The sequence below is a fragment of the Sanguibacteroides sp. AM78-02pH3A genome (genome assembly GCF_027666085.1).
Lineage (GTDB): Bacteria > Bacteroidota > Bacteroidia > Bacteroidales > Marinifilaceae > Gabonibacter > Gabonibacter massiliensis.
Genome location: NZ_JAQEHX010000004.1, coordinates 1 through 23,772, shown reverse-complemented (window position 1 = coordinate 23,772; position 23,772 = coordinate 1). Strand labels below are relative to the sequence as shown.

18 protein-coding genes, 1 tRNA gene and 2 pseudogenes are annotated in these 23,772 nt (G+C 42.0%); 8 read left to right on the top strand and 13 right to left on the bottom strand.

Annotated features, from left to right (window positions below; all coding sequences use genetic code 11):
- Positions 1 to 10 precede the first annotated feature (10 nt).
- The 8 genes from PGR74_RS07290 to PGR74_RS07255 form a co-directional block, all read right to left on the bottom strand.
- Entirely contained in the window at positions 11 to 1,726 is a 1,716-nt protein-coding gene (locus PGR74_RS07290; protein WP_270516888.1) for a sensor histidine kinase, read from the bottom strand.
- A gap of 12 nt (positions 1,727 to 1,738) precedes the next feature.
- The gene (locus PGR74_RS07285) at positions 1,739 to 2,860 is read right to left on the bottom strand and encodes a sensor protein KdpD (protein WP_270516887.1); all 1,122 of its coding nucleotides are present in this window, start codon (positions 2,858 to 2,860) and stop codon (positions 1,739 to 1,741) included.
- A gap of 212 nt (positions 2,861 to 3,072) precedes the next feature.
- On the bottom strand, positions 3,073 to 3,810 hold the full coding sequence (locus tag PGR74_RS07280; protein ID WP_270516886.1) for a hypothetical protein: 738 nt from the start codon (positions 3,808 to 3,810) through the stop codon (positions 3,073 to 3,075).
- Positions 3,811 to 4,048: 238 nt separating this feature from the next.
- On the bottom strand, positions 4,049 to 4,618 hold the full coding sequence (locus tag PGR74_RS07275; protein ID WP_270516920.1) for a K(+)-transporting ATPase subunit C: 570 nt from the start codon (positions 4,616 to 4,618) through the stop codon (positions 4,049 to 4,051).
- 80 nt (positions 4,619 to 4,698) lie between these two features.
- Positions 4,699 to 6,738 (bottom strand): potassium-transporting ATPase subunit KdpB, encoded by a 2,040-nt coding sequence (kdpB, locus tag PGR74_RS07270; protein ID WP_270516885.1) that lies wholly within the window; start codon positions 6,736 to 6,738, stop codon positions 4,699 to 4,701.
- 76 nt (positions 6,739 to 6,814) lie between these two features.
- Complete coding sequence (gene kdpA, locus PGR74_RS07265) at positions 6,815 to 8,512, bottom strand: potassium-transporting ATPase subunit KdpA (RefSeq protein WP_041502592.1); 1,698 nt, start codon at positions 8,510 to 8,512, stop codon at positions 6,815 to 6,817.
- 466 nt (positions 8,513 to 8,978) lie between these two features.
- Positions 8,979 to 10,331, bottom strand: a complete 1,353-nt coding sequence (locus tag PGR74_RS07260; RefSeq protein ID WP_041505372.1) for a sigma-54-dependent transcriptional regulator — start codon at positions 10,329 to 10,331, stop codon at positions 8,979 to 8,981.
- Between the two features lie 158 nt (positions 10,332 to 10,489).
- Positions 10,490 to 11,842 carry a radical SAM protein gene (locus PGR74_RS07255; protein ID WP_041502589.1) on the bottom strand — a complete coding sequence of 451 codons (1,353 nt, stop codon included), beginning with the start codon at positions 11,840 to 11,842 and terminating at the stop codon, positions 10,490 to 10,492.
- 166 nt (positions 11,843 to 12,008) lie between these two features.
- Here PGR74_RS07255 and PGR74_RS07250 point away from each other — a divergent pair.
- From PGR74_RS07250 to PGR74_RS07240, 3 genes are all read left to right on the top strand, one after another.
- Positions 12,009 to 12,093: transfer RNA gene (locus PGR74_RS07250), tRNA-Ser, on the top strand.
- 240 nt (positions 12,094 to 12,333) lie between these two features.
- Positions 12,334 to 12,534 (top strand): hypothetical protein, encoded by a 201-nt coding sequence (locus PGR74_RS07245; protein WP_052649422.1) that lies wholly within the window; start codon positions 12,334 to 12,336, stop codon positions 12,532 to 12,534.
- Positions 12,462 to 13,067: a phage integrase SAM-like domain-containing protein gene (locus tag PGR74_RS07240; protein WP_082027549.1), complete on the top strand. Its 606-nt coding sequence runs from the start codon at positions 12,462 to 12,464 to the stop codon at positions 13,065 to 13,067. The genes PGR74_RS07245 and PGR74_RS07240 overlap by 73 nt, the downstream gene beginning before the upstream one ends.
- A 246-nt stretch (positions 13,068 to 13,313) precedes the next feature.
- On the opposite strand, the gene PGR74_RS07235 is transcribed toward PGR74_RS07240, so the two are convergent.
- The 3 genes from PGR74_RS07235 to PGR74_RS07225 form a co-directional block, all read right to left on the bottom strand.
- Positions 13,314 to 13,493: a hypothetical protein gene (locus tag PGR74_RS07235; protein WP_146216430.1), complete on the bottom strand. Its 180-nt coding sequence runs from the start codon at positions 13,491 to 13,493 to the stop codon at positions 13,314 to 13,316.
- Positions 13,494 to 13,517: 24 nt separating this feature from the next.
- Positions 13,518 to 16,619, bottom strand: coding sequence for a response regulator (locus tag PGR74_RS07230; protein ID WP_041505340.1), 3,102 nt, complete (start codon positions 16,617 to 16,619; stop codon positions 13,518 to 13,520).
- Between the two features lie 287 nt (positions 16,620 to 16,906).
- The gene (locus tag PGR74_RS07225) at positions 16,907 to 17,479 is read right to left on the bottom strand and encodes a DNA-3-methyladenine glycosylase I (RefSeq protein WP_041502581.1); all 573 of its coding nucleotides are present in this window, start codon (positions 17,477 to 17,479) and stop codon (positions 16,907 to 16,909) included.
- 413 nt (positions 17,480 to 17,892) lie between these two features.
- Here PGR74_RS07225 and PGR74_RS07220 point away from each other — a divergent pair, with 413 nt between their 5' ends.
- The 3 genes from PGR74_RS07220 to PGR74_RS07210 are packed head-to-tail and all read left to right on the top strand — an operon-like array spanning position 17,893 to position 20,010.
- Positions 17,893 to 18,735, top strand: a complete 843-nt coding sequence (locus tag PGR74_RS07220; RefSeq protein ID WP_270516884.1) for an ABC transporter ATP-binding protein — start codon at positions 17,893 to 17,895, stop codon at positions 18,733 to 18,735.
- A 13-nt stretch (positions 18,736 to 18,748) separates the two neighbouring features.
- Positions 18,749 to 19,648 carry a hypothetical protein gene (locus PGR74_RS07215; RefSeq protein WP_041502580.1) on the top strand — a complete coding sequence of 300 codons (900 nt, stop codon included), beginning with the start codon at positions 18,749 to 18,751 and terminating at the stop codon, positions 19,646 to 19,648.
- On the top strand, positions 19,645 to 20,010 hold the full coding sequence (locus PGR74_RS07210) for a GntR family transcriptional regulator (RefSeq protein ID WP_041502579.1): 366 nt from the start codon (positions 19,645 to 19,647) through the stop codon (positions 20,008 to 20,010). The genes PGR74_RS07215 and PGR74_RS07210 overlap by 4 nt, the downstream gene beginning before the upstream one ends.
- A gap of 78 nt (positions 20,011 to 20,088) precedes the next feature.
- Here the strand turns inward: PGR74_RS07210 and bla are convergent, their stop codons facing one another.
- A complete protein-coding gene (gene bla, locus PGR74_RS07205) occupies positions 20,089 to 20,982 on the bottom strand; it encodes a class A beta-lactamase, subclass A2 (protein WP_041502578.1) in 894 nt (297 codons plus the stop codon).
- A 133-nt stretch (positions 20,983 to 21,115) separates the two neighbouring features.
- Here bla and PGR74_RS14135 point away from each other — a divergent pair.
- Both PGR74_RS14135 and PGR74_RS07195 read left to right on the top strand, forming a co-directional pair.
- Positions 21,116 to 21,667 (top strand): annotated as a pseudogene (locus PGR74_RS14135) (GNAT family N-acetyltransferase); the annotation flags it as partial.
- Positions 21,668 to 21,673: 6 nt separating this feature from the next.
- A pseudogene (locus PGR74_RS07195) lies at positions 21,674 to 22,504 on the top strand (aldo/keto reductase); the annotation flags it as partial.
- Between the two features lie 178 nt (positions 22,505 to 22,682).
- Here the strand turns inward: PGR74_RS07195 and PGR74_RS07190 are convergent.
- A complete protein-coding gene (locus tag PGR74_RS07190; protein WP_270516881.1) occupies positions 22,683 to 23,537 on the bottom strand; it encodes a GNAT family N-acetyltransferase in 855 nt (284 codons plus the stop codon).
- Between the last annotated feature and the right edge of the window lie 235 nt (positions 23,538 to 23,772).

Below are 23,772 nucleotides of genomic sequence, written 5' to 3'. Positions count from 1 at the left end.
AGGGATAAAGTTACCGAACAGGAAAGGAAATCGTAAACCGACTCCCCTTGCCTACTTCGCTGTCCACCCGGATCTTTCCGTTGTGAGCTTCAACAAAATCTTTGGAAATAGCCAGTCCTAAGCCGCTTCCCTGAACTTTGGTTCCAGGCACTCTAAAATAACGATCAAATATACTTTGATGGTAACGCGGGTCTATACCTTTTCCGAAATCCTGTACAAAAATTTCGACTCGTTTGTCTTCTTCATAAGCTCCTATAATAATCCTTGAATTCTCTTTGGAATAATGGATGGCATTGGACAACAGATTCGTAATCACCCAAGCGATCTTTTCGCTATCCACAAACAATTTAGAGATCTTCTCAGGGTATTCGACTTCGATATTACATCCGAACCGTTCTGCCAATACCCGGGTTGCCGAAAGGGCATAATGAATCAATTCTATCGGCTTCGTTACCTTGGGGCTCAATGTTAATTTCCCCGTCTCAACCTGTGTTAATTTCAATAACTCACCGGTAATATTTAGCAAGCGATCGCTATTCTCCTTAATACTTTCCGTTAAAGAGAACTGTTCTTCGTTCAATTGTCCGACCCGTTGGTCTTCCAATAATTTCAAACTCATCATAATAGCGGCAATCGGAGTCTTCAACTCATGAGAAATCGTCGAAATAAAGGTAGTCTTAGCTGAATCCAACTCCTTGAATTCCGTAATATTTTTCAATATAATCAGATCGCCCACGTATTTTTGCTCCTTCTCCCCCGTTTTGGTGAGACGAACCGGAACATAATAAGCCTGAAAAAAACTCTCCTTATCATCCGCGTATATCTTCAAAGGTTCATGCTTTTCATTCGGATGTACTAACTCCCGTATAAGACGGCGCAATAAATCATTTCTTAAAGAAAGCTCCGCCGCCGATTGCCGGATAATCTCTTCCCGCTTCAAATTTAAAACAGACAACGCATCGTCATTAACAAATATGATTTTTCTCTCCTCGTTTAAACCGATAATCGGCTCGCGAATACTATTCACGATCGCTTCTATATATTTCTTACTGGATAACAGATCCTCCAAAGAACTCTGCTGATATTCCGCCAATTTTTCCGCCATCGTATTGAACGAAGCCGCAACATCTCCGAACTCTTTCGTTTTATGAAAATATAAACGCTGATCATAATTTCGTTTGGCAATCTCTATGATACCGTTCGTCAACTCTTTTATGGGACGAGTTATCTGAGCCGGAAAAACGAGCAACAATAAAAAAGCAACGGTTATACTTCCCATCCCCATGATCGAAAGCCATAGCATAGCCTCATGAGCCGTCCGTGCGGCGACTTCGCTTTTACGTTGGATGGAAGCCATATTCAGATTCATTATCTGGATCAAATCCATGCGGACCTGTTGAAGAGATTCCTCATTCCGGCTCTCCTGCAACAATCTAAAATGCCCGATCAGGCGTTCCGTGACTTCCGATTCATCTATTTCCGTTATATTTTTCCGCTGCCTCTCCAAGTTTTCGATAAATACTTGAATAGCCGACTGATCCGTCTCAATCTGTTCGACAGCCTGTAACATCCGTTTCGCATAATCCAACGAATTGTAATTATCAGCCAAAATATTCTGGGTATCCGCCGATAACTTATAAATATAACCCACTGACAGTGTTCCCATCAGAACGATAATCAAAAACAAGATTCCTATTCCCGAGGTCAATTTCGTCTTTATCTTCATAATCTTACATTTTCATGCTAAAACGATCAAATCCACATTCAATGCCGCTAAATTATTCAATAATTTCTTATACCGTAAGGCGGTTCTCACAAATGAAAACAGTCGAATATCCGGCTTGCCCACACACAAGGTACTGATCTGACGTTCCCGGCAAACCCGAATGATGCTCCCGATAATATCATCGGACTGTATCTGAATCACTTCTCCTCCCAACTCGGAAGCAAGTTTAAAATGATTGATCAAATAACGCTGATTGGCCAATGGTATCCGGTCAGGACTTTCACGACGAGTCTCTACGTACAGGACAGAAAATCTGGAATTGTACCTTGTGGCTAACCGTGCCACTTTGCGAATCAATTTTCGAGGCGTTCTTTCATGGCTACTGATACAGGCCATAAAACGCTCGTGCCTAAGTCCCACGTTTTCCACGACTTCGTTCTCCACCTTTTTTTCCACCCGCAACGCAACCTCCTTCAATGCCAACTCCCGGAGCTGCAAGATATTTTCCACTTTAAAAAAATGGTTCAAAGCTATATCTATCTTTTCGGGTTTATAAATCTTCCCGGCTTTTAAACGGGCAACCAACTCCTCCGCCGTCAAATCGATGTTTACAACCTCATCCGCCTCTTCAAATACACGATCAGGCACTCTCTCCTTCACCTCTATGCCGGCAATATCCTGTATCTCTTCGTTTAAGCTCTCTATATGCTGAATATTGATCGCACTAATAACATTTATTCCGGCATCCAACAAGTCAAAAACATCTTGCCATCTTTTCTCGTTCACACTTCCTTCTGCATTCGTGTGAGCTAATTCATCCACAATAACCGCTTCCGGACGAATTTGCAGGATAGACTGCAAATCCATCTCTTCGATTTCTTTCCCCTTATAATATATTTTCCGCCGGGGAATAACAGGCAATCCTTTCAAAAGAACTTCCGTATCCACTCGTCCGTGTGTCTCGATATAGCCGATTTGCACATCTATCCGGTTTCGCAATAGTTCGTGTGCCTCCTGCAACATCCGGTAGGTCTTCCCCACCCCCGCTATCATACCGATATATACCTTAAAATGTCCTCTCCGGCTTTTCCGAATCAGATTTAAAAAATGCTGTACATTTTGTTCCTTGTCCATAATCGTTTTTCAGCAAAAAATATACTACAAAGATAAAGAATATATAGTTTACTTTTTATCAATAATTTACATACCGGAAGTCATATAATATCGTTGATTCTGCTTTTTCATTTTGAAAATGCTTTTTTCAAAATGAAAAATATTACCGCTCGATTTGCCAAAGCCCGGCAAGGATTTCTTCCCGGGCTAAAACGTAAAATAAATCACTTGTACTACCTTAAAGTAAATCCCAAAACAAAATGGGCATCTTCATGAGCGGGATCGAAAATAATTCTCGTAAAAACAGGTAACGAAAAAGCCTTGGTGATTTGTATCTCCTTCGAAGCTCCCAATCCGATATTCGTTATACTAAAACCGCGAACGGCATATAGTTCGCTTTCATACGGAGAAAAACCCAAGGTGAAATTCAAATCCACATTTTTTACTGAAAAAGGACAGGTCATCTCCGCGTAAGAAGAGTAATTTTGCTTTTCATTATCTTTTTTATCAGCCCCCCAAACCATCGTGCTCCAAGAGATACATAACGGAAATTTATCCGAAACGACATACCCTATACCGACCTCCACATGATGAGCGGTGTTACGATTATCGAAATGAAAATAGTTGTTATTTTTCCAGGAAACCCTATCTCCCAATTTCTCTCCTTCCCACCAATAATCCGCCACGAATAAATTAAATTTTCCCCAACGATAAGCTGCTGTCAAATCGATCTCTTTATGTGTACCGCTTATCTCTTTAGATCCCCAAGCCGTGAAAGAAAAAGCTCCTATACCCATCGATAAGGTAGGCTGGATACTGGCTCCCGCGTTATAAGCTCCGCGCCAAATATAAGAACTTACAACATCTCCGCTCACCTTAAACACCACACTTTTTAGGCTATTCCTCGCCTTTACTTCTACGACAACTCCTATCAATAGGAGTACCAAAATCGTCTTTCCTAAAAAATTCATTTTATTAAAAATTAAAACAAACAATAATTTACAATCAAATCTTCGAGCATAATCCTTCCTGCCTATCAACATGATAAAACAGGCTTCAAAAGAAAGATTAAAAAATAGATAAAAATGGGAAGTCCTCTCGTTACGGATCAGTTATCTCAACACTCCTTTACCTTCGAACTTCCCCGAAATGCAATAACATCACTTAAAGATTTATACATTTCTCTAAATAACCCCAACTAATATAAACTTAATTCGCACTTTTTTCCAATGCGACATTGAGTTTCAATACATTGACTCTTGAAGTACCGAATAAACCCAACAAAGGTCTTTCGATCTGTTCATCCACGATCTCTCTAACTTTTTCTTCCGATATACCCCTGGCCCGAGCCACCCGTCTTACCTGCACGTAAGCCCCTTCCGGAGAAATATGCGGATCCAAACCACTACCACTGGCCGTTACCATCTCTGAAGGAACCTCCGAACGTTTTAAATAGGGATGCTTTACTAAGAAAGTATCAATTCGTGCCTCTACCTCCCGCAAATATTCCGGATTGGAAGTACCTTTATTACTACCTCCAGCCCCGTCTCCGGCATAATCAACTGCCGAAGGGCGCCCCCAAAAATAAATACCTTTCGTAAAAGCCTGGCCTACATTCGCAACTCCGACCACTTTTCCATTTAGAGTAACTAACTCTGCCCGTCCATGATTAGGACCCGCAATCAAAGCAAATATCCATAGGATGAAAATATAAAACACACTAAAGAATACGCAAAAAACAAGTGTCAACCTTAAAGATTTCAATAAATTAGACTTCATCATCTTTACATTTTAATTTAAACGTCATCCAAATGTCAGGAGGACCCGCTGCACGTCGTCCTCGCGGGCCCTTTCCTGACTTAGAAAAATAACCCAACTAAAAGATCTATCAATTTAATCCCTATAAAGGGCGCTATAATCCCTCCTACACCGTAAATCAATAGATTACGCCGCAATAAAGCGGAAGCACCAATAGGTTTGTAACTTACACCTTTCAAGGCCAAGGGAATCAATACAGGTATAATGATCGCATTAAAAATGACAGCAGAAAGGATGGCTGTTTCCGGACTATGAAGATGCATAACATTCAAAGCCCCCAAAGAGGGAATCGTTAACATAAATAAAGCCGGAACAATGGCGAAATACTTGGCAACATCATTGGCGATACTGAAAGTAGTCAAGGTTCCCCGTGTCATCAACAATTGCTTGCCAATTTCTACGATCTCGATTAATTTGGTCGGATCATTGTCCAAATCTACCATATTACCGGCTTCCTTTGCCGCCTGAGTCCCGCTATTCATAGCTACCCCGACATCGGCCTGAGCTAAAGCAGGTGCGTCATTTGTTCCATCCCCCATCATCGCGACCAATTTCCCGTTCTGCTGCTCTTTACGGATATATTCCATCTTATCTTCCGGCTTGGCTTCCGCTATAAAATCATCCACACCTGCTTTTTCAGCTATATATTTTGCCGTCAAAGGATTATCTCCTGTCACCATAACCGTTTTCACACCCATTTTACGCAACCGTTCGAAACGCTCCTGTATACCCGGTTTAATAATATCCTGCAATTCGATAACTCCTATTGCCTTCTCGTTCTCCGAAACCACTAAGGGAGTCCCTCCGTTTTCCGAAATAGCCCGTATGGTCTCTTCCGTCTCCCGACTTATAATGTTATTCGCTTTTTCCACTATTCGACGAATCGCATCGGCTGCTCCTTTCCGTATTCTCACTCCGTTCTCTAAATTAACACCCGAACAACGGGTCTCAGCCGTAAATCGAATCATCGAAGCCCCCACCGCGTTCAAATCACGAATACGAATACCTCTCTCCCGTCCCAACTCGACGATGGATTTTCCCTCGGGTGTCTCATCCGAGAGAGAGGATAACAAACAGGCCCGGATAAAATGCTTTTCGTCCACGCCATTGGCAGGATAAAATCGGGTAGCTTTACGATTACCGATCGTAATCGTCCCGGTTTTATCCAAAAGCAAGGTATCGATATCCCCCGCCGTTTCAACAGCCTTTCCCGATTTCGTGATGACATTGGCTCGTAGAGCCCGATCCATACCTGCAATTCCAATGGCTGACAATAATCCTCCTATCGTCGTCGGAATCAAACATACAAACAAAGAGATAAAAGCCGCCACGGTAATATGGGTTCCCACGTAATCCCCGAAAGGTTTTAAAGTAGCACATACGATAACAAACACCAAAGTAAAACCGGCCAATAAAATCGTCAATGCGATCTCGTTCGGAGTTTTCTGACGGGATGCCCCCTCCACAAGCGCAATCATCTTATCCAAAAAGCTTTCTCCCGGTTGTGTGGTTACCAATACTCTGATACGATCGGAAAGTACTTTCGTTCCGCCGGTGACAGAACTCTTATCTCCCCCGGCCTCCCGGATAACCGAAGCACTCTCCCCGGTAATGGCGCTCTCGTCGATAGAGGCTAATCCCTCGACAATCTCCCCGTCGGAAGGAATAATATCCCCCGCTTCGCACTCGAACAGATCACCTTTTTTTAATTTGGAACTGCTTACTATCTCTATTTTCCCGTTCACGATCACCTTGGCCGGAGTCTCTTCGCGGGTCTTCCTCAGACTGTCGGCTTGCGCTTTTCCCCTCGCTTCGGCTATGGCTTCCGCAAAATTGGCAAATAACAAAGTAACCAACAACACGAGGGACACGATCATATTATACCCGAACGAACCTTGCCCTGTCGTCCCCGTGATCGCAATGTATACGGATACAAGGAACATCATGACAGTACAAACCTCTACCGTGAACATGATTGGGTTACGAAACATCGTACGCGGATGCAATTTCACGAACGACTGTTTTAAACTTTCTACAACTAACTCCTTTGGAAACAAAGAAGCAGACCTATTATTTTTCATCTCTATACTATTTTATCCTAAAAATTCTCGGTTTTACAATTTACCATCCCGATTTTTTCTCACCGGAAACCATCAATCAAAAACTTAGATATTCCGCAATCGGCCCTAACGTCAATACCGGGAAAAACGACAAGGCAGCAATAATAAAGATTACCGTAAAGGTCATTACCGCAAAAGTCCCCGTATCCGTCTTTAAAGTTCCGGCACTCTCCGGAATAAATTTCTTTTTCGCCAACAATCCGGCTATGGCCACCTGACCTACTATCGGCAAGTAACGTCCCATGATCAAAACGATACCACAAGTAAAATTCCAGAAATAGGTATTATCCCTCAGCCCTTCAAAACCGGAACCGTTATTGGCAGCCGACGAGGTATACTCGTACAGCATCTCACTCAATCCATGAAAAGAAGGATTATTTAACCAAGCCTCCGCCAGCTCCGGATTACGAGTGGCCAAAAAGCTGGAGATCGCCGTAAATACCAATATAAAGAACGGATGAGCCAAAGCTACGATAACAGCTATCTTCATCTCTCTCGCCTCGATCTTCTTTCCTAAAAATTCAGGTGTCCGTCCTACCATCAATCCGCTGATGAATACCGCAATAATAATAAATACATAATAGTTCATTAATCCGACTCCCACTCCCCCGAACCAACAATTTATCTGCATATTCAACATCGATAGCATTCCCGTGAGCGGAGTCAAACTATCATGCATACCGTTAACCGAACCGTTGGAAGTTACGGTTGTTACCTGACTCCACAAAGCCGTGGCTGCAGTACCTAAACGGATCTCCTTTCCTTCCATGCTTCCCCGCTCCTGGGCAATTCCCATGGCATCTATTTGCGGACTACCTTTCAGCTCGAAATAATGAGCACCCACGACACCGACCAAAAAGGCAAACAACATAACACCGTAGATCGTGTAAGCTAATTTTTTACGTCTCAGATAGAATCCCAAAGCGAAAACCATAGACATAGGGATAATCAAAATAGACCAACACTCTATCATGTTCGATAAAAAAGTCGGATTCTCCAAGGGATGAGAAGAATTAGGGCCGAAATAACCTCCTCCATTCGTACCCAATTGTTTTATAGGCACAATGGCCGCCGTGGGTCCTTGGGATACGGCTTGCTCCACACCTTCTAAAGTCGTGATCCGTTCCTTTCCTTCGAATCCCATAGGTGTACCCTCGATAATCAGAATACATCCGACAACTAAAGACAACGGTAATAAAATACGCGTACAACTCTTTATTAAAAGTACCCAGAAATTACCGAAATTCCGGGTCGTTTTAGTCGCCATGGCCTTAAATATTCCGGCCAAAGCCGCCATTCCGGTAGCCGCCGTAATAAACTGAAACAACATGATCACGAAAAGTTGTGTAAAATAAGTCAATCCGCTCTCTCCGCTATAATGCTGCAAATTACAGTTTACCATAAAACTGATACAGGTATTAAAAGCTAAGTCCGGACTTTGTCCCGCATTTCCGTCAGGATTCAACGGCAAATACCCCTGGGAAACCAACAACACCATTCCCCAAAAGAACCAGAAAACATTTACGGTCAACAACGCGACCAAAAATTTCTTCCAGTTCATCTCCTCCGCGGGATTAATCCCGCTCATCCTATACATCCACTTTTCAACGGGGGCCATAAAATCAGACCAGGTCCTTTCTCCCTTATATATTCTTGCGATATAACGGCCCAATGGATAGCTCAATACTACCATCATCACGACCTGCAAAATACTTCCTAATATTTCCGTATTCATCTTTTAAAACATTACTACGATTTCCCGTTATCCGGGATTTCTATCTCGTTTCTACATTCGCTTGATACTCTTTCTAAAATTTTTCGGGTTTTACCAACACGTACATCATATACCCGAACATCATCACACTTAGTATAAACAATACCGTAAACATAACCTCCCTCCTTTTCAGATTTTTTCAAACCAATAAATACACTTGAAAAAGAACCAGTAACAAATAACACCAACCATACCTAAAAAAATAAATGATAATACTTCTTCCATGACTTTTCAATTTAATTTAAGTTTTCGTTTCTCCCTATGCCAAAGCCATGCCATCGGAATCACCACAAAAGATAACTAATTGTATATAAAATAAATAGACGGATAGAATGGAATATTCTATCCGTCTATCACCTTTTCATTTTGAAAAGGTACCATATCATAATAGCATATCGATCTGCAATCAAAAAAAACAGAGCAGCCGCTATTTTTCACCTAACCCGTACTCCTCTATCTTACGGTATAAAGTAGTCAAACCGATATGCATTAAACGAGCTGCTTCGGTCTTATTCCCTCCCGTGTATTGAAGCACTTTTTGAATATGATTCTTTTCTATGTTGGCTAATTCGAATTCAGAAAAACGTCGGTCTTCTCCAGACCCGAAATTTCCATGCTGTAAATCAATAGGCAAATCTCCCGAGGAAAGCTGTTCCCCGTCGGCAATAACAATACTACGTTCAACGACATTTCTCAGTTCCCGCACATTCCCATTCCAGGCATGCTGTTTAAGCAGAGCCATGTAATCAGGTTGAATAAAAGTGATTTTTTTCCTCATCTTTGCCGAAAACTGGTTCACAAAAGCATGAACATACACTTCAATATCCCGGATACGTTCCCTTAGCGGAGGCAGGTGAATTTGAAAAACCGAAAGCCTGTAAAACAGATCTTCTCTAAAATGTCCGGCAGCGATCTCCTTAGGCAGATCCCGGTTAGTCGCGGCAATCACCCTCACATCTACTTTCGTCGGTTTAGTATCTCCGATCTTTATAAACTCTCCGGATTCCAGAATCCGAAGTAACTTTGCCTGTAGATCAAATGCCATCTCTCCGATCTCGTCTAAAAACAAGGTTCCCTGATGTGCCTCTTCGAATAATCCTTTCTTATCTTTTAAGGCCCCGGTAAACGCACCTGCTTTATGACCGAACATCTCACTCTCCAACAACTCTTTACTAAAAGCAGAGCAATTGATAGCCACAAAAGACTTCTTATTTCTATTACTTCCCTGATGAATAGCCTGAGCAAACACCTCTTTTCCGGTACCCGTTTCACCTGTTAGTAAAACCGGGACATCCGTGACCGCTACCTTCCGGGCCAAATGGATAGCTTCCTGCATTACCTCCGATCGCCCCAGTATCGTGTCAAAAGTATATCTCCTCTCCCCGCCTCTATTTTCCGTTTTTTCATCCACCTCACGAGCTACTTTCTCCATAGCACGACTGATCAACGGGATAATCCGGTCATTGTCATCCCCCTTGGTAATATAATCAAAAGCTCCGTTTTTTATCGCCTGCACTCCATCCTGAATATTCCCATGTGCCGTAAGCATGATAATCTCCGCACGAGGAGACAGCTGTTTTAATCTTTCAATAATCTCCACCCCATTCCCGTCCGGTAAACGCACGTCACATAAAACGACATCCGGCATACATTGTTTAGCTTGTTTCAGCCCGGACGTACAACTATCTGCCTGAAAAACTTCATATCCCTCCAACCCGATGATACGGGACAACAATCCCCTTAATTGATTCTCGTCGTCAATAATCAATACTTTGTTCATAAGATTATATTTACACAGAAAAATACAAACGAAAATACAATAAAAAATTTATCCCCCAAGAAAGTGAAAATAAAAAGAGAGTGAACTTTTAAAAGTCACTCCCTCTCCAGCCTCCATCGGTTGCCGATACCGTTGTCAGCTATTTGATACAGAACAATTTAATTCAGTGTTTTTCCCCTTTCCGTCCATATTTGATCCGCAACGACGGCCCACTTATGAGCGCATCCCTGGCATTTTCCGGTCAAATCTTCCACGCTTTCGGGCTTCAACATATCGGTAGAATGAGCATGAGCCGCATTCACGACCTCTTTCAATCGATCGGGATTATCCAATAAGGGACAAGGCCGCAAATGATTTTTATTAAAAGGCTGACGTTTCTGGTATTCTTGGAAAAGCGGTGTTCTAAGCGCATCCAACAAACTCATATTCTTTATATTAGCCGTTGAATAATGAATAAAAGCACAAGGCTCTACATCGCCGTTGGCATTAATATGGAAATAATATCTTCCCCCGGCTATGCATCCGTCGACATACTCCCCGTCATTCCAGAAATCCATGGCAAAAATCGGTTTGGTACGCCGAAACTTTCTAACTTGATAATACATGTATTTCCGTTGTTCTGGCGTAGCCAACAATTCAGGAATAGCGTCTTCACCAACAGGCATATAGGTAAAATACCAAGCAAAAGCGGCTCCTTTTTCTATCATGAAATCAACGTATTCGTCCGAACCGACAACATCCACGTTTTGACTATGATAACAGGTCGAATATCCGAAAATCAATCGTTTACGTTTGAGAAGTTCCATCGCCTTAATGACCGCCTGATAAGTCCCTTCTCCTCGACGCATATCCGTCTCTTTTTCAAACCCCTCAACACTAATGGCCGGGGCAAAATTACCGACCCGGAGCATCTCATCCGCAAAATCCTCATCAATCAATGTTCCATTCGTGAAAGCTAAGAAATAACATTCCGGGTGTTTTTCACAGAGACGGATGATATCTCTTTTTCTTACCAAAGGTTCTCCTCCCGAATAGATATACATAAATATACCCAACTCTTTCCCTTCCTTAATAATCCGGTCCATGGTATCGAAATCCAGCGACATCTGGTGACCGTACTCCGCTGCCCAACATCCCTTACATTTCAAATTACAGGCAGAAGTCGGGTCCATCAAAATCGTCCAGGGTACATTTACCCCGTGCTTCTTTCCGGTCACTTTCACCATACTGTTGCCGATAATGGCGGAATTACAGATCAACGATTCGAATAACTTCCTCCTCACGAAAGGATCCCATTCATTGTAAGCCTTTTTAATCAAAAGGTTCCAATTATTATCGGGATCGGATAAACAAGTCTCCAGACTACTCCATGCAGAATCATACGTTCCATCCACGTCCACTTTTCTTATCCATTTCAATGCTTTCGGTGCATTGGCTTCCGGATCTTTCTCCACATAATTCAATATTTGCCGAATTCCGTAAGCTTGCATTTTGTTCTTAAAACTCCCCATCTTTCTCTTGTTTTGATAGATATAATTAGTTTAGTTTAGAATTTAATTTTCTATAACGTACGAAATAAAAATTGGTTTCTTTCACACTCCATTTTAACGTACTCCCGTAAAAAAGCAAAATCTTATTTTGTCGTTCGAAATTTTCCCTTATCTTTGCAACCGCACAGGAGAGATGGCAGAGTGGTCGATCGCGGCGGTCTTGAAAACCGTTGTACTGAGAGGTACCGGGGGTTCGAATCCCTCTCTCTCCGCTAAGTATCATAGAAGAATAGAGCTAAATCCTGTAAGTTGCACACTTACAGGATTTTTTCTTTTCAGCCGCATCGCAGAAAAACGTATTTTAAAGCATTTTCCGGTGTACTATTCGGTGACCAAACGAGGCCTGAAAATTGGTCACCGAATAAACATATAAAACGCTAAAAATCATCATTTTGCATCTTAAGTTTTTGCATACTTAAAATTAGTTTTGTAACCATTAAAAAGTAGCAAAAATGGAAAGAAAAACATTCAGCGTAATTTTTTACTTACGCCGTGCACGAATAAATCGTGACGGCGAAGCTCCAATTGTAATGCGTATCACCATAGACGGTATGCATGCAGATGCCACGATAAAAAAACAATCCACCCGGATCAATGGGATTCCGCAAAAGGAAAAGCATCTGAAAAAAACAACAGAAAAGGCTATGAACTAAACCTTTACATGGAGGCCATTCGATGCAAGATCATTCGTATTCAAAGAGAAATGGAAATCGACGGAGTAAAACACATAACCGCCCAAATGATTCTCGACCGCTGGCTCGGACGGGACGAAAAAAAACGCCACACGATCCTCGAAGTATTCCGGGAGCATAATAAAAAATGCCGTAAACTCTCGGGAATAGACATGGCCCTGGCAACGGTCGAACGATACGAAATCTGCCTAAAGCTCACAGCCGAATTCATTCATTTTACCTACAAACGGGATGACTTCTACTTGGATGAAATGAGCCGCCAGTTTATTGAGGATTATGAATTTTATTTAAAGACAGTACGGAAATGCAATCACAACACGACGACGAAATATCTGAAAAACTTTAAGAAAATCACCCGGATCGCCATGCAGAAAGAATGGCTGAAGAAAGACCCGTTTGCCGAAATACGCTTTCACCTCGAACCGGTGGACCGGGCTTTTCTGGAGAAACACGAAATAGAAAAAGAAACAGCTTGTACAATATGGCCGACGTGAAACATCGCACAACTTCATATCACTGGTGTTAAATAGAAAAGAAAGATATAAAAAGACAAATCCCGCTAAAACCTCCACCCTATAAAGCCGGATTAATTAAAAACAATAAATCACGAAAGCGATTATAAAAGAGAGTTACAGACTCGCCTGGCTTGTGCCGCACGTAACGGGAGTGCAGTTGCCAAAGACGTTTTAACGGAAATAAAAACAAATAAATATATTTTAAAAATTGAAGATACGACCTTGTTATATAACGAAAGCCTCTTCCCCGTGTACATTGCCTTCGGGGCTTTTAAACCATTTTTCGAAGAACTCCTGCAGTCTGGGATGCTGTTTATCCACCAGCATAGTGCTGACCGATATATACGGATAAACGCTTCCATCGGGATCGTTGTGGAAACGGATGCCGTATATAGTCTTCAACACCCGGCGGTCGATATGTTCCCTTGGTCAGACTAACGTAAAGTTCTTGTTGAGTATAGTTCGTATTTCAACACCCAATTTTGTCGGATTGATCGGTTTAGAGACATAACCGTTGAAACCGTTTTTGAGGATCTTTTCCTTATCCGACGCGAATGCATAGGCCGTCACGGCAATGATGGGGAGCGTCTTGGAAAATTTGCGGATCTCCCGGGTAGCTTCGTAACCGTCCATGTTCGGCATATTGATATCCATGATGATCAACTGGGGATTGTGCTCCCGGCAGAGTGCCACTGCTTCGCATCCGTCCCAAGCGTGGATGAGTTTGTATTCCGTCTTCAGGATGGACTGGAACAGCAGGAAGTTGCTTTCATTATCCTCGGCAACGAGAATCGTGATGTTCTTCCGTCCCAGCGGAACTTTCGGGGGCTCCGCAACGACTTGTTCCGCCTTTACGATCTCGGCGGGCAAATACGGAATTTTAAACCAGAACGTAGAACCCTTGCCTTCACCTGCAGATTCGACGCCTATTGACCCGTTCATCTTCTCGACGATTCCTTTGCAGATAGAGAGTCCAAGTCCATTGCCCGGCATGAAATCGTTCAGTTTGACGAAACGCTGAAAAAGTCGGCATTGGCCCTCAGGGGAGATCCCCATACCGGTGTCTTTCACGAAAAAGTAAATCTTGTCTCCACGCAACTCGTATCCGAAAACGATGCTTCCGCTCTTCGTAAACTTACGAGCATTGGAGATCAGGTTGATCAGTACCTGTGACAAGCGATTGGGTTCGGTGTGGACAACACAATCGGTCGCACCGAGCATGAAGTTGAGCACTACCCCGGGTTGCAGGCGCAGACGCTCCGTGCTGTCTATCGTACGGATCAGATCGTTAAGATCCACGGCTTTATAAATGAAGTCCAACGTATTGGACTCGACCTTAGCCAAATCGAGTACATCGCCGATCAATTGCAGTAGCAACTGGTTGTTGGTTTCGATAATGTTTACGAACTCCTGTTTCTCCTGCTCATTCTCGGTGGTGAGCAACAGGTTCGAGAACCCGACGATGGCGTTGAGCGGCGTACGGATCTCGTGACTCATATTGGCAAGGAAAGCCGACTTCAGGCGGTCGGACTCCCTAGCTTTCTCTTTGGCCGCAATAAGAGCTTGTTCCTGCTTCTTACGTTCGGTGATCAGGAGCAGCGAACCGATAAGCGCTTTCGCCCGCCCCCGGTCGTCACTTTCAACTACGGCAGCATGGACCTCCAGCCAGTCGGTATGCAACTGTCCGTTCTTGTCGGTAACTATCCGGAATTCGGTCTTGATGTACTGGAGCTTTCCTTCCAGAAAACCTTGGTGGGCCTGCTTTACGTGCACTACATCATCGGGATGGATGCGCTCGAAATATTCGGCTTCCTCAATAATATGGACCAGATGGGTTGATCCTCGCTGCTTGGTGAAATTCATGTGCCTCAATATGCGCTGAGCCTCACAGGCGATCTTGTGGCTCTCCAAATCCCAGCGCCACGGAATGATATGCGCCACGCTCAGAGTGATGTCCAGTTTCTCCGCAAATTCCCTCAGCTCATTGGTCGCTTTGCTTTTTGCCGTAATGTCGATGGCGAAGATATCCAACTCCTTTCCCTGCTCAGACTGGTACATCAGAAACTCGTAATACGTATCGGTCTGTTTGAAATAGTGCGAAAAAGTAACGGGGAGTCCTTTCCTTAATACGGTCTCGATCAAGTTGGAGATATATTCGGGAGCAAACAGTTTGCCGGGAGTGTCCGGGAGGGCATTTTGCCGGATCAGACACGCGAACGCCTCGTTTCCCGAGTGACAATCGATGTCGGCAACATGGCTGTCTGCACCGTACCGCACGGTCGCCTGCGTATAGGCGATGGGCATACGCTCGACCAGCTCGGCGTGTTTCCTGAAAAGAGCCATCTTCTTACGCTGGAATACCGCATTAAGGATAGCGATCACGATCGTTGCTGTAAAAATGACGAATCCCACGATGATGTACCAGCTGTACTGTTGCCAGAATGTTTTGGGTTTATCGAGATACACCGTATTCTCGGGGCATCTGTCTACTGGGATCCCATCCTGAACCAGCCTGGGATAATTGACGATAGGGAATGCCTCTGTTGCGTAAGCGAAAGGAAGCGTGCGCATAGGTACGCCGTCCAACATTTGATTGACGGCATGCATGACGGCTGCCTGCGTCCGCCGAGGATCGGGGAAATACCCCCCGTCGATACCGTTGCTCAGATAAGCGCTCCGTAGGGCGAAAACAGGACGTTTCGCGGCAGAGATCATCCGGGCATCACCCGAGATCAGCATCGGAAACCCATGCACATTGACACGTTCGTAAAACCAAGTGGAGAGCAACAACCCGACCGAAGGATCCTGGTCGTTCAAATATTGTTGCATAAGATCACTGTTGTGCTCATTACCCACGAGCCATTCGTACTCCAAATCAGGATAGGTTTCCTTTATATACCGGCGGATAAGCCCGTTTAGGTAGCGGTTCAGGTAGAATTCATCGGCCAGGAACACCACCTTGCGCATTCCGTGTAGCATCCCCACCATCATGTCGATCGTCCCCTTATACAAATCGGGCACTTCGACCATTGTGAAATTGTATTTGCCCTGCAGGTCGATCAACGGTTTAAGCATATCGTCCGATACATCGGATGTTTCGCCTGTCATATAAAATTCCTGAGGCCCGTATATTTTAGTTTTGGAAATCAACACCATCGGAATATCGCCCCATTCCTTCACGATACGTTCCCTTAAAGTAAAGGACATGTTGCCGATCAGTACCAAGTAGTCCGGTTTTTGATCCTCGAAACGCTGAAATATACCATTTTCCACCTGACGGTACATCGATGCATTACGAATGAACGTACCGTTCATATGGACGATATCGGCACGTACGCCATCCATCCGTGCGGTTAACAACGCGATCGGGGTGATCAACTCCTGGCTCCACGGAGCCGCCTCGTTATAGGAGTTGATGATAAGCAAGCGGTGCTCCCTGACATCGGCCGCTCGAGAAGTGAAAGAAGAAAAACTCAGACTTACAAATATGAAAACAATATGCTCGACAAACAAAAACAGCCTCTTTCTCATTATTTCGATTACTTTTTTATTACACGATACATGCAGTTCATTTTGCACGGCACTATAACTGTATGCACTATTTTCGGAAAGACAAAAATAATCATGTCTCTCTAAAGATCAAAATGTATATATAAAACAAAATTCCGAATTATCTCTCTACCCTCATAAGGAGTTCAAAAACTACCGTTAAATCAATATATATCATAAATTACAACACATTCTTACTTTCGACTCCCGGCAGATCAATTAAATATACAGCCTATACCTCGAAAAGACTCCGTAACGAGACGGTACTTTTACGATTTTCGACAAATGCAATCCGTCAGGTGATCGTTAATAAACCCCGAAGCCTGCAAATGAGCATAACAAATTGTCGTCCCGAAAAATTTGAATCCTCTCTTTTTCATATCTTTACTCATCGCATCGGATTCGGGAGAAGATACCGGGATTTCACTCATTGACCGAACATGATTTACAATCGGCTCTCTGTTCGGAAAAAACGAAAGGGTATAGTTGTAAAAACTACCAAACTCCTTTTGAATGGCAATAAACAGTTTTGCATTCGTAATGGCCGATTTGATTTTCAACCGATTCCGCACGATACCATCGAATTGCATCAACCGGTCAACGTCTTCATCGGTCATTCGAGCAACTTTCTCAACATCAAAGTCATGAAAAGCCTTACGATAACCTTCGCGTTTCCTGAGAACAGTTATCCAACTCAAGCCCGCCTGAGCACTCTCCAATACCAAAAACTCAAAAAGTATCTTATCATCCGTCACTAACTTTCCCCACTCCAGATCGTGATATTTAACATATAATTCATCGGTTCCACACCAACCGCATCGGCCATTTACGATATCCTGCATAATTTTTTCGTTTTATATTTTAATACACGTAAGTATTTTATTATAAGATGCTCGCTATCATGATTGAACACAAAAATACTTATTTTAATCATATCCACAATTCGTATAAACAATTCCGATTATTATCATTATATTTCAAGCAGATCAAGCACCACCTATCACTCTTCAAACTCTTTTTCCGATTTACCGTTTGGAAACCTTTATCAACAGTCCACCCCTGTAACGTAAAATGCTATTCGGCAAATTAGAGTCTGGCAAATCAAATACCACCTGAAAATCAACAATATAACACACTCAATTAGTTAATTAGAGTTAAATATTAAGGTTTCCGCTTGTCTAATCAAATAAATTATACACATTTGCAGTGTACTATTTAACTAATACACACATAAACCAATTAATCTATAACCACCATGATGATCGAAGTAAAAAACTTATCTTTCAGTTATGGAAAGAGAAAACAAAAAATCTTTGACGACTTTTCGCTGACATTAGGCAAAGGCTCAGTTTACGGTCTTTTAGGCAAGAACGGTACAGGTAAATCGACTTTGCTTTATTTAATGACAGGCTTACTTCGTCCTCGAGCAGGACAAATATTTTACAAGGGAATGAATGTTTCAATGCGCCATCCGCAAATATTAAAAGATATGTTCCTTGTACCGGAAGAATTCACTCTACCACCGGTCAGCTTGAAACAATATTTGAAACTGAATACCCCGTTTTATCCGAATTTCAGCCATGAACAGCTAAGAGCCTGTCTTCGCGATTTCGATATGAATGAAGATATCCATTTGGGCGAACTATCGATGGGACAAAAGAAGAAAGCATTTATGTGTTTTGCATTGGCAACCAACACCCCTCTGCTGTTAATGGATGAACCCAGCAATGGATTGGATATTCCCTCAAAGAGCCAGTTCCGTAAAGTGATCGCTTCGGGCATGACAGATGATAAATCGGTAATTATCTCGACCCATCAGGTAAGAGATATCGACAGCTTGCTGGATCATGTAATTATTATCGACGGTACCCGCGTATTGCTAAATACATCGGTAAAAAACATCTGTAATAAATTATATTTTGCAGATCAAGGGATAAATGAACCGACAGATAATGCACTATATATTCAATCATCAATCCAAGGAAATAGCGTAATTTTCCCGAATTTTGAAAATGAAGAAACAAATTTGAATCTGGAAGTATTATTCAACGCTATGCTGACAGAAAGGGAAAAAATGCAATCAATATTTAACAAGTAAAAACAGGCACATTATGGATGCGAACAACTTTTTTAGCTTATCGCGCATAGTCATGGTAATGAAACGCGAGATCATTGAAAACTGGAAAACGAATGTATACCGATTAATCGGTCTTTACGCGGCATTTGCATTGACGTTAATATTTGCCATGATCAAGGCAAATAACGAGCCGCGTTGGTTGGATAATCCCGAGTGGGCGGTAGAACATTTTTGTCTAAGCAGAATGATTGCCTTTATGATAATTGCGGGAATTGCATCTTTTATTTACGCGGCCAATATTATGGAAAATATGAAAACGAAAGAGAAACGCATATCATTCCTTATGCTTCCGGCTACTATGTTTGAAAAGTTCATTGTAAGATTCTTATACGTTACGGTAGGTCTTTTCGTGGCTATCCTGTTAACCGTATCCTTGGCAGAGATTACCCGTCTTCTTCTGCTTCCTTTATTCAACGTACCTGCCACTTTGCATCAGACCGTATTACCTAAGATATTTTCTATGTTTATAGATATGATTTGTATGAGTGGTAAAAATAGTTCCGTTATTTACGGAAGCGGAATTTCTAATTGGGGATTGGTTTCGGCTTGTATCTGGACTTCGGTTATCTGGCATCATTCCTTGTTCATATTAGGCGGCAATTATTGGTATAAAAAACCTTTTTTAAAAACATTGGGAACCCTTTGGGGTATAATGTTTCTATTAGGCTTTATCGCATCAATCGCCATAGGACGACAGGACCCCGAAAACACGTCTGCCCTGTTGTATTCCGGAGAGGCCACTTGGGCGACAGTGAAGAATATATTGACAGCAGGTGTGACTTTCTTTAGTTTATTTACTATTTTCAACTGGTGGTTGAGTTATAAACTCTTTACCCGTTCACAAATTATTAAACCGAAATTTCATTTATTATGAGATTTAAAGAAAGTAAATCCATATACTTGCAGATAGCCGACCGGATATGCGACGAAATCCTGCAAGAACAATATAAAGAAGAGCAGCGTATTCCATCCGTCAGGGAATACGCTGCCACCGTGGAGGTAAATGCGAACACGGTCGTTCGTACTTACGATTACCTTCAGGGGCAAGAAATAATATACAATAAACGCGGTATCGGTTATTTCGTATCGGCAGGGGCCAAAGACCGGATTATGACTCTTCGCAAGGATGTATTCCTGCACGAAGAATTACCGGAATTTTTCAAACAAATAAAGACATTGGATATTTCAATAAAGGAGATAGAGAAAATGTATAAAGAATACATAGCTCAAAATTAACATGCCCGATAAAGCGAACCATCCCCTCACAAAACTTCCCGCTACCGGAAGAGAAATACCTCTTACCGGTAGTATTGTCTATATTTCGCTCACATATTGATATACGACACGAGAAATATCAGCTATGATTCGAGAAGATTCCTGCATATTTTCCGCGGAGTCTTTTATAAAAACGGCTATCGTGTATCTTTTCCCGTTCGGCAGATATACAAAACCCACATCATTTATTCCGATGATCTGGCCTTTATCATTGAGATCTCCTGTTCCCGTTTTATGACCGATGATTGCTTCTGTCCCCTCTAACGGAAAAGGCAAGCGATCTTTTCCAGTCTCACAGGTAACCATCGCCTGTTTAATAAAATCCTGATAATCTTTATCGAATAACGGCCGAGTAAGCAGTAATTCCATGACTTTAACCGCTTCAAGAGGAGTACTCCAATTCCTATAACAGGTATTTATGTCCTTATGCATTTCATCCTCCGTAAATTCAACGGAAAAATCCCGGATACCCAAACTTCGTATATACTTGTCAGTTGCCTCCGTCCCACCGGTTCGAGCAAAAAGAATATCACACGCGTTATTATCGCTTAAATGCAAGGTATATTTCAGCAACTCTTTAATCGGAAGAAAAATTTCACCTTGAGGATATCTGTCGCGAAGGGGACTATATGTATTCGATTTCAAATCGGATCGTCGAATATAAACAGACGTTTCGAAAGACAACTTCTCTTTTTGACAATAATCTGCAACAGCCAAGGCTTGGTACAACTTAAAAACACTCATCATAGGATATTGACAATCATTGTTCACAGTGATCGTATCCTTGCCGTTAAGAATAACGGCTATACCGACTTGAGCATTCTTTCCGGCGATCGTTTCCCGTAATCGCTTTTGTAAATTTTCATGTTCCGCTTTTACTATAACCGGCAACACGAGTAAACTGAAAACCAACCATAAGCCTTTTAATTTCATATCATTATTTTATCTATTCAGCAATGCTCAAAACTACAATCATTTTTTATCATATCCAAAGATTCTATTGCCCATCGACAAGCGAAAAAAGCTTGATTAACACACAAACAACAATTATCTATTTTTATAAAATATAAAAACTAAACCTAAAATATACATCACCCTGACAAAAGAGAATATTGATACACAACATCTCTGTTGCGTTTTCTCCGACAAGAAATGTAGCGAAGGTTACGAATTAAAAAAGATTGGATGAAAAAGCAAAAGTTTTTATCGAATATGTTCCCGCACAAAAAGCATGGACTCCCGTAGAGATCATAACCATCTAATAATCAATTATTCTTTTGGATGACAGAAATATACAAAGGAAAAGGGTATGCCAAAGCCTTATTAAAAACTGTCGTCGACGATGCCAAATAGCAAGGCACAAATGGTTTGGTTACAGTAATCGAAACAAAAAAATATCACTTTATGAGCAATACCGAATGGTTCCCGAGACAGGGTTTGGAAACCGTTGAAAAACGATCAAACGGCTTTTCGCTTCTCGCCTTAAAAATAGCTCCTTCTGTTCCTTCTTTTAAAAAGTGTGTAATAAGTGGAGAAAGTGCCGACTAAAAGAGTTGGTCATTTACTATACCAATCGTTGTCCGTTTCAGAGTATTATATCCATAACTCTTTGGCGAATTGAGCCAAGAATAAAGCATTAGATAACGGCCTATTGGATTTTTTACTTGATGAACGGGAAACCGGACGTATTCGGAACCTCGGATTCTCTTACCGCGGGGATATTCGCATATTCGATTACCTACTCTCTCGACACGGCGAAATCAAATGGGATTTCGTACAAATTCAGCTCAACTATGTGGACTGGAAACATGCCAAAGAGGTAAATACCCGCAACACGGATGCCGAATATCTTTACGGAGAGTCAGAGAAACGGGGTATTCCGGCCATAATCATGGAACCGCTTTTGGGAGGACGTCTCTCTAATGTACACGACCATATTGCCGCCCAATTGAAACAACGACGTCCCGAATCGAGCGTCGCATCCTGGGCTTTCCGCTTTGCCGGCTCTTTTCCGAATGTTCTAACCGTACTAAGCGGCATGACCTATATGGAACACCTTCAGGACAACTTAAGCACTTACTCCCCCTTTGAAGAAAAGGAATTTTTGGAAGAAACGGCACGGCAATTGCCCCGTTACCCGACCATTCCCTGTAACGATTGCAAATATTGTATGCCATGTCCTTACGGTATGAATATTCCGGGTATCTTACTCCATTTCAACAAATGCATCAACGAAGGCAACATGCCCTCTTCGTCACGGGATACGAACTACCGCAAGGCCCGCCGGGTATTCCTTATCGGCTACGACCGTTCCGTTCCGTACCTGCGACAGGCTAACCATTGCATCGGCTGCGATCAATGCAATCCCCATTGTCCGCAAAACATTAACATACCTGCTCAGATGCAACGCATTGATAAATTCGTCGAGGATCTGAAACAAGGACGTGCATTCTAAGATGAATAAAATAATACGACTCTGAAAAAACAACAAGCTATCGATATATTATAAATTGAAAAAGTGCCGTTAGTAAAGCGGCACTCTTTCAAAACATTTCATTCTTTCTCCAAAACCTATCGGATAAAAATCGAACAGCAAAAGAAACATAAAACAGTAATTTTACTATAAAATCACGCTATAACTGTTTTATCATTTCAAATTGCTTTCCTTGTATATCTATATTTCTCGCCTTTAGGAAATCGGTGATCGAAGGTGATAAAATATCCGTATTTATGATTTTAACTGTATCATTTTGATTTAATTTAATCATTTCATGAAGTAACACGGAAGCAATTCCTCTCCTTCTGTATCGTTTATCGACCGCTATCTGGGTAATATCTCCGGAAGCGGGTTCAAAAACACAATACCCGACAAGCTTATCTTCAATAAATGCACCCAAACAAACGAACCCCTCGGCAGCTCTTTGGATGGATTCAAAACTATTCTGCCAGGATGGGGTAAAATCCCAAAATTCAGGAATCGAATCATATTCGCCGATATTATTAATTTGTTTGATTATACAGGCAACAAAAGGACGATTGATTGTATTCCGAACCTCCTCATTCTCGGCCATAAAATAATTGAACTCACGAATTACCTCAAATCCGAGATTTCGATAAACGGAAACAGCCTTTGTATTGTGCTGCAAAACTTCTAACAAATACTGCTTAATCCCTGTTTCCTTCAAATAAGGGATAGAATATTTAAAGACCTCCGTAGCCACCCCTTTTCCCCTATACTCTTTTAATGTCCCGGTACCCGTATCGTAAGCCGTTGGCATCCCTCTGAAATTTCCGATGCCGTTAAACGTAAAAGCCACGATTCCACCCTTTTCAAATGCGGCAAAAGACAATTCAGGATCAAAACCACGCCTCTTCAACATCATCTGAAGCTGTTCTTTATTCAATTGAATCTCATAATCGGCAAAAGCCCGATTAAATGCCTCAAACACAATATTGAAGTCCGTTTTCCCGAGGGATTTTATTTCCATAGCATTACAATTAATTATATTTTGAAACCGTTTTCAAAATACCTTTAATTTTTTACATTTGCAAAACTATTTTACGCAAGTCCACCGGTACAACATCTTTCCCCGTGCATATTCAAAACTTTTTAATCACGCCCCATTACTATATCATTTTATTCTTCTTCAATCATAAATTAAAATACATAGCACTTTACCCCCGTCCCCATGTGCTATTCATCTTCTATATAGACCCATTTTA

What these genes read in the sequence shown, in the direction of transcription:
- PGR74_RS07290 (WP_270516888.1), bottom strand. Translation starts at nt 1,726, where the DNA reads ATGAAGATAAAGACGAAATTGACCTCGGGAATAGGAATCTTGTTTTTG.
- PGR74_RS07285 (WP_270516887.1), bottom strand. Translation starts at nt 2,860, where the DNA reads ATGGACAAGGAACAAAATGTACAGCATTTTTTAAATCTGATTCGGAAA.
- PGR74_RS07280 (WP_270516886.1), bottom strand. Translation starts at nt 3,810, where the DNA reads ATGAATTTTTTAGGAAAGACGATTTTGGTACTCCTATTGATAGGAGTT.
- PGR74_RS07275 (WP_270516920.1), bottom strand. Translation starts at nt 4,618, where the DNA reads ATGAAGTCTAATTTATTGAAATCTTTAAGGTTGACACTTGTTTTTTGC.
- kdpB (WP_270516885.1), bottom strand. Translation starts at nt 6,738, where the DNA reads ATGAAAAATAATAGGTCTGCTTCTTTGTTTCCAAAGGAGTTAGTTGTA.
- kdpA (WP_041502592.1), bottom strand. Translation starts at nt 8,512, where the DNA reads ATGAATACGGAAATATTAGGAAGTATTTTGCAGGTCGTGATGATGGTA.
- PGR74_RS07260 (WP_041505372.1), bottom strand. Translation starts at nt 10,331, where the DNA reads ATGAACAAAGTATTGATTATTGACGACGAGAATCAATTAAGGGGATTG.
- PGR74_RS07255 (WP_041502589.1), bottom strand. Translation starts at nt 11,842, where the DNA reads ATGGGGAGTTTTAAGAACAAAATGCAAGCTTACGGAATTCGGCAAATA.
- PGR74_RS07245 (WP_052649422.1), top strand. Translation starts at nt 12,334, where the DNA reads ATGGAAAGAAAAACATTCAGCGTAATTTTTTACTTACGCCGTGCACGA.
- PGR74_RS07230 (WP_041505340.1), bottom strand. Translation starts at nt 16,619, where the DNA reads ATGAGAAAGAGGCTGTTTTTGTTTGTCGAGCATATTGTTTTCATATTT.
- PGR74_RS07225 (WP_041502581.1), bottom strand. Translation starts at nt 17,479, where the DNA reads ATGCAGGATATCGTAAATGGCCGATGCGGTTGGTGTGGAACCGATGAA.
- PGR74_RS07220 (WP_270516884.1), top strand. Translation starts at nt 17,893, where the DNA reads ATGATGATCGAAGTAAAAAACTTATCTTTCAGTTATGGAAAGAGAAAA.
- PGR74_RS07215 (WP_041502580.1), top strand. Translation starts at nt 18,749, where the DNA reads ATGGATGCGAACAACTTTTTTAGCTTATCGCGCATAGTCATGGTAATG.
- PGR74_RS07210 (WP_041502579.1), top strand. Translation starts at nt 19,645, where the DNA reads ATGAGATTTAAAGAAAGTAAATCCATATACTTGCAGATAGCCGACCGG.
- bla (WP_041502578.1), bottom strand. Translation starts at nt 20,982, where the DNA reads ATGAAATTAAAAGGCTTATGGTTGGTTTTCAGTTTACTCGTGTTGCCG.
- PGR74_RS07190 (WP_270516881.1), bottom strand. Translation starts at nt 23,537, where the DNA reads ATGGAAATAAAATCCCTCGGGAAAACGGACTTCAATATTGTGTTTGAG.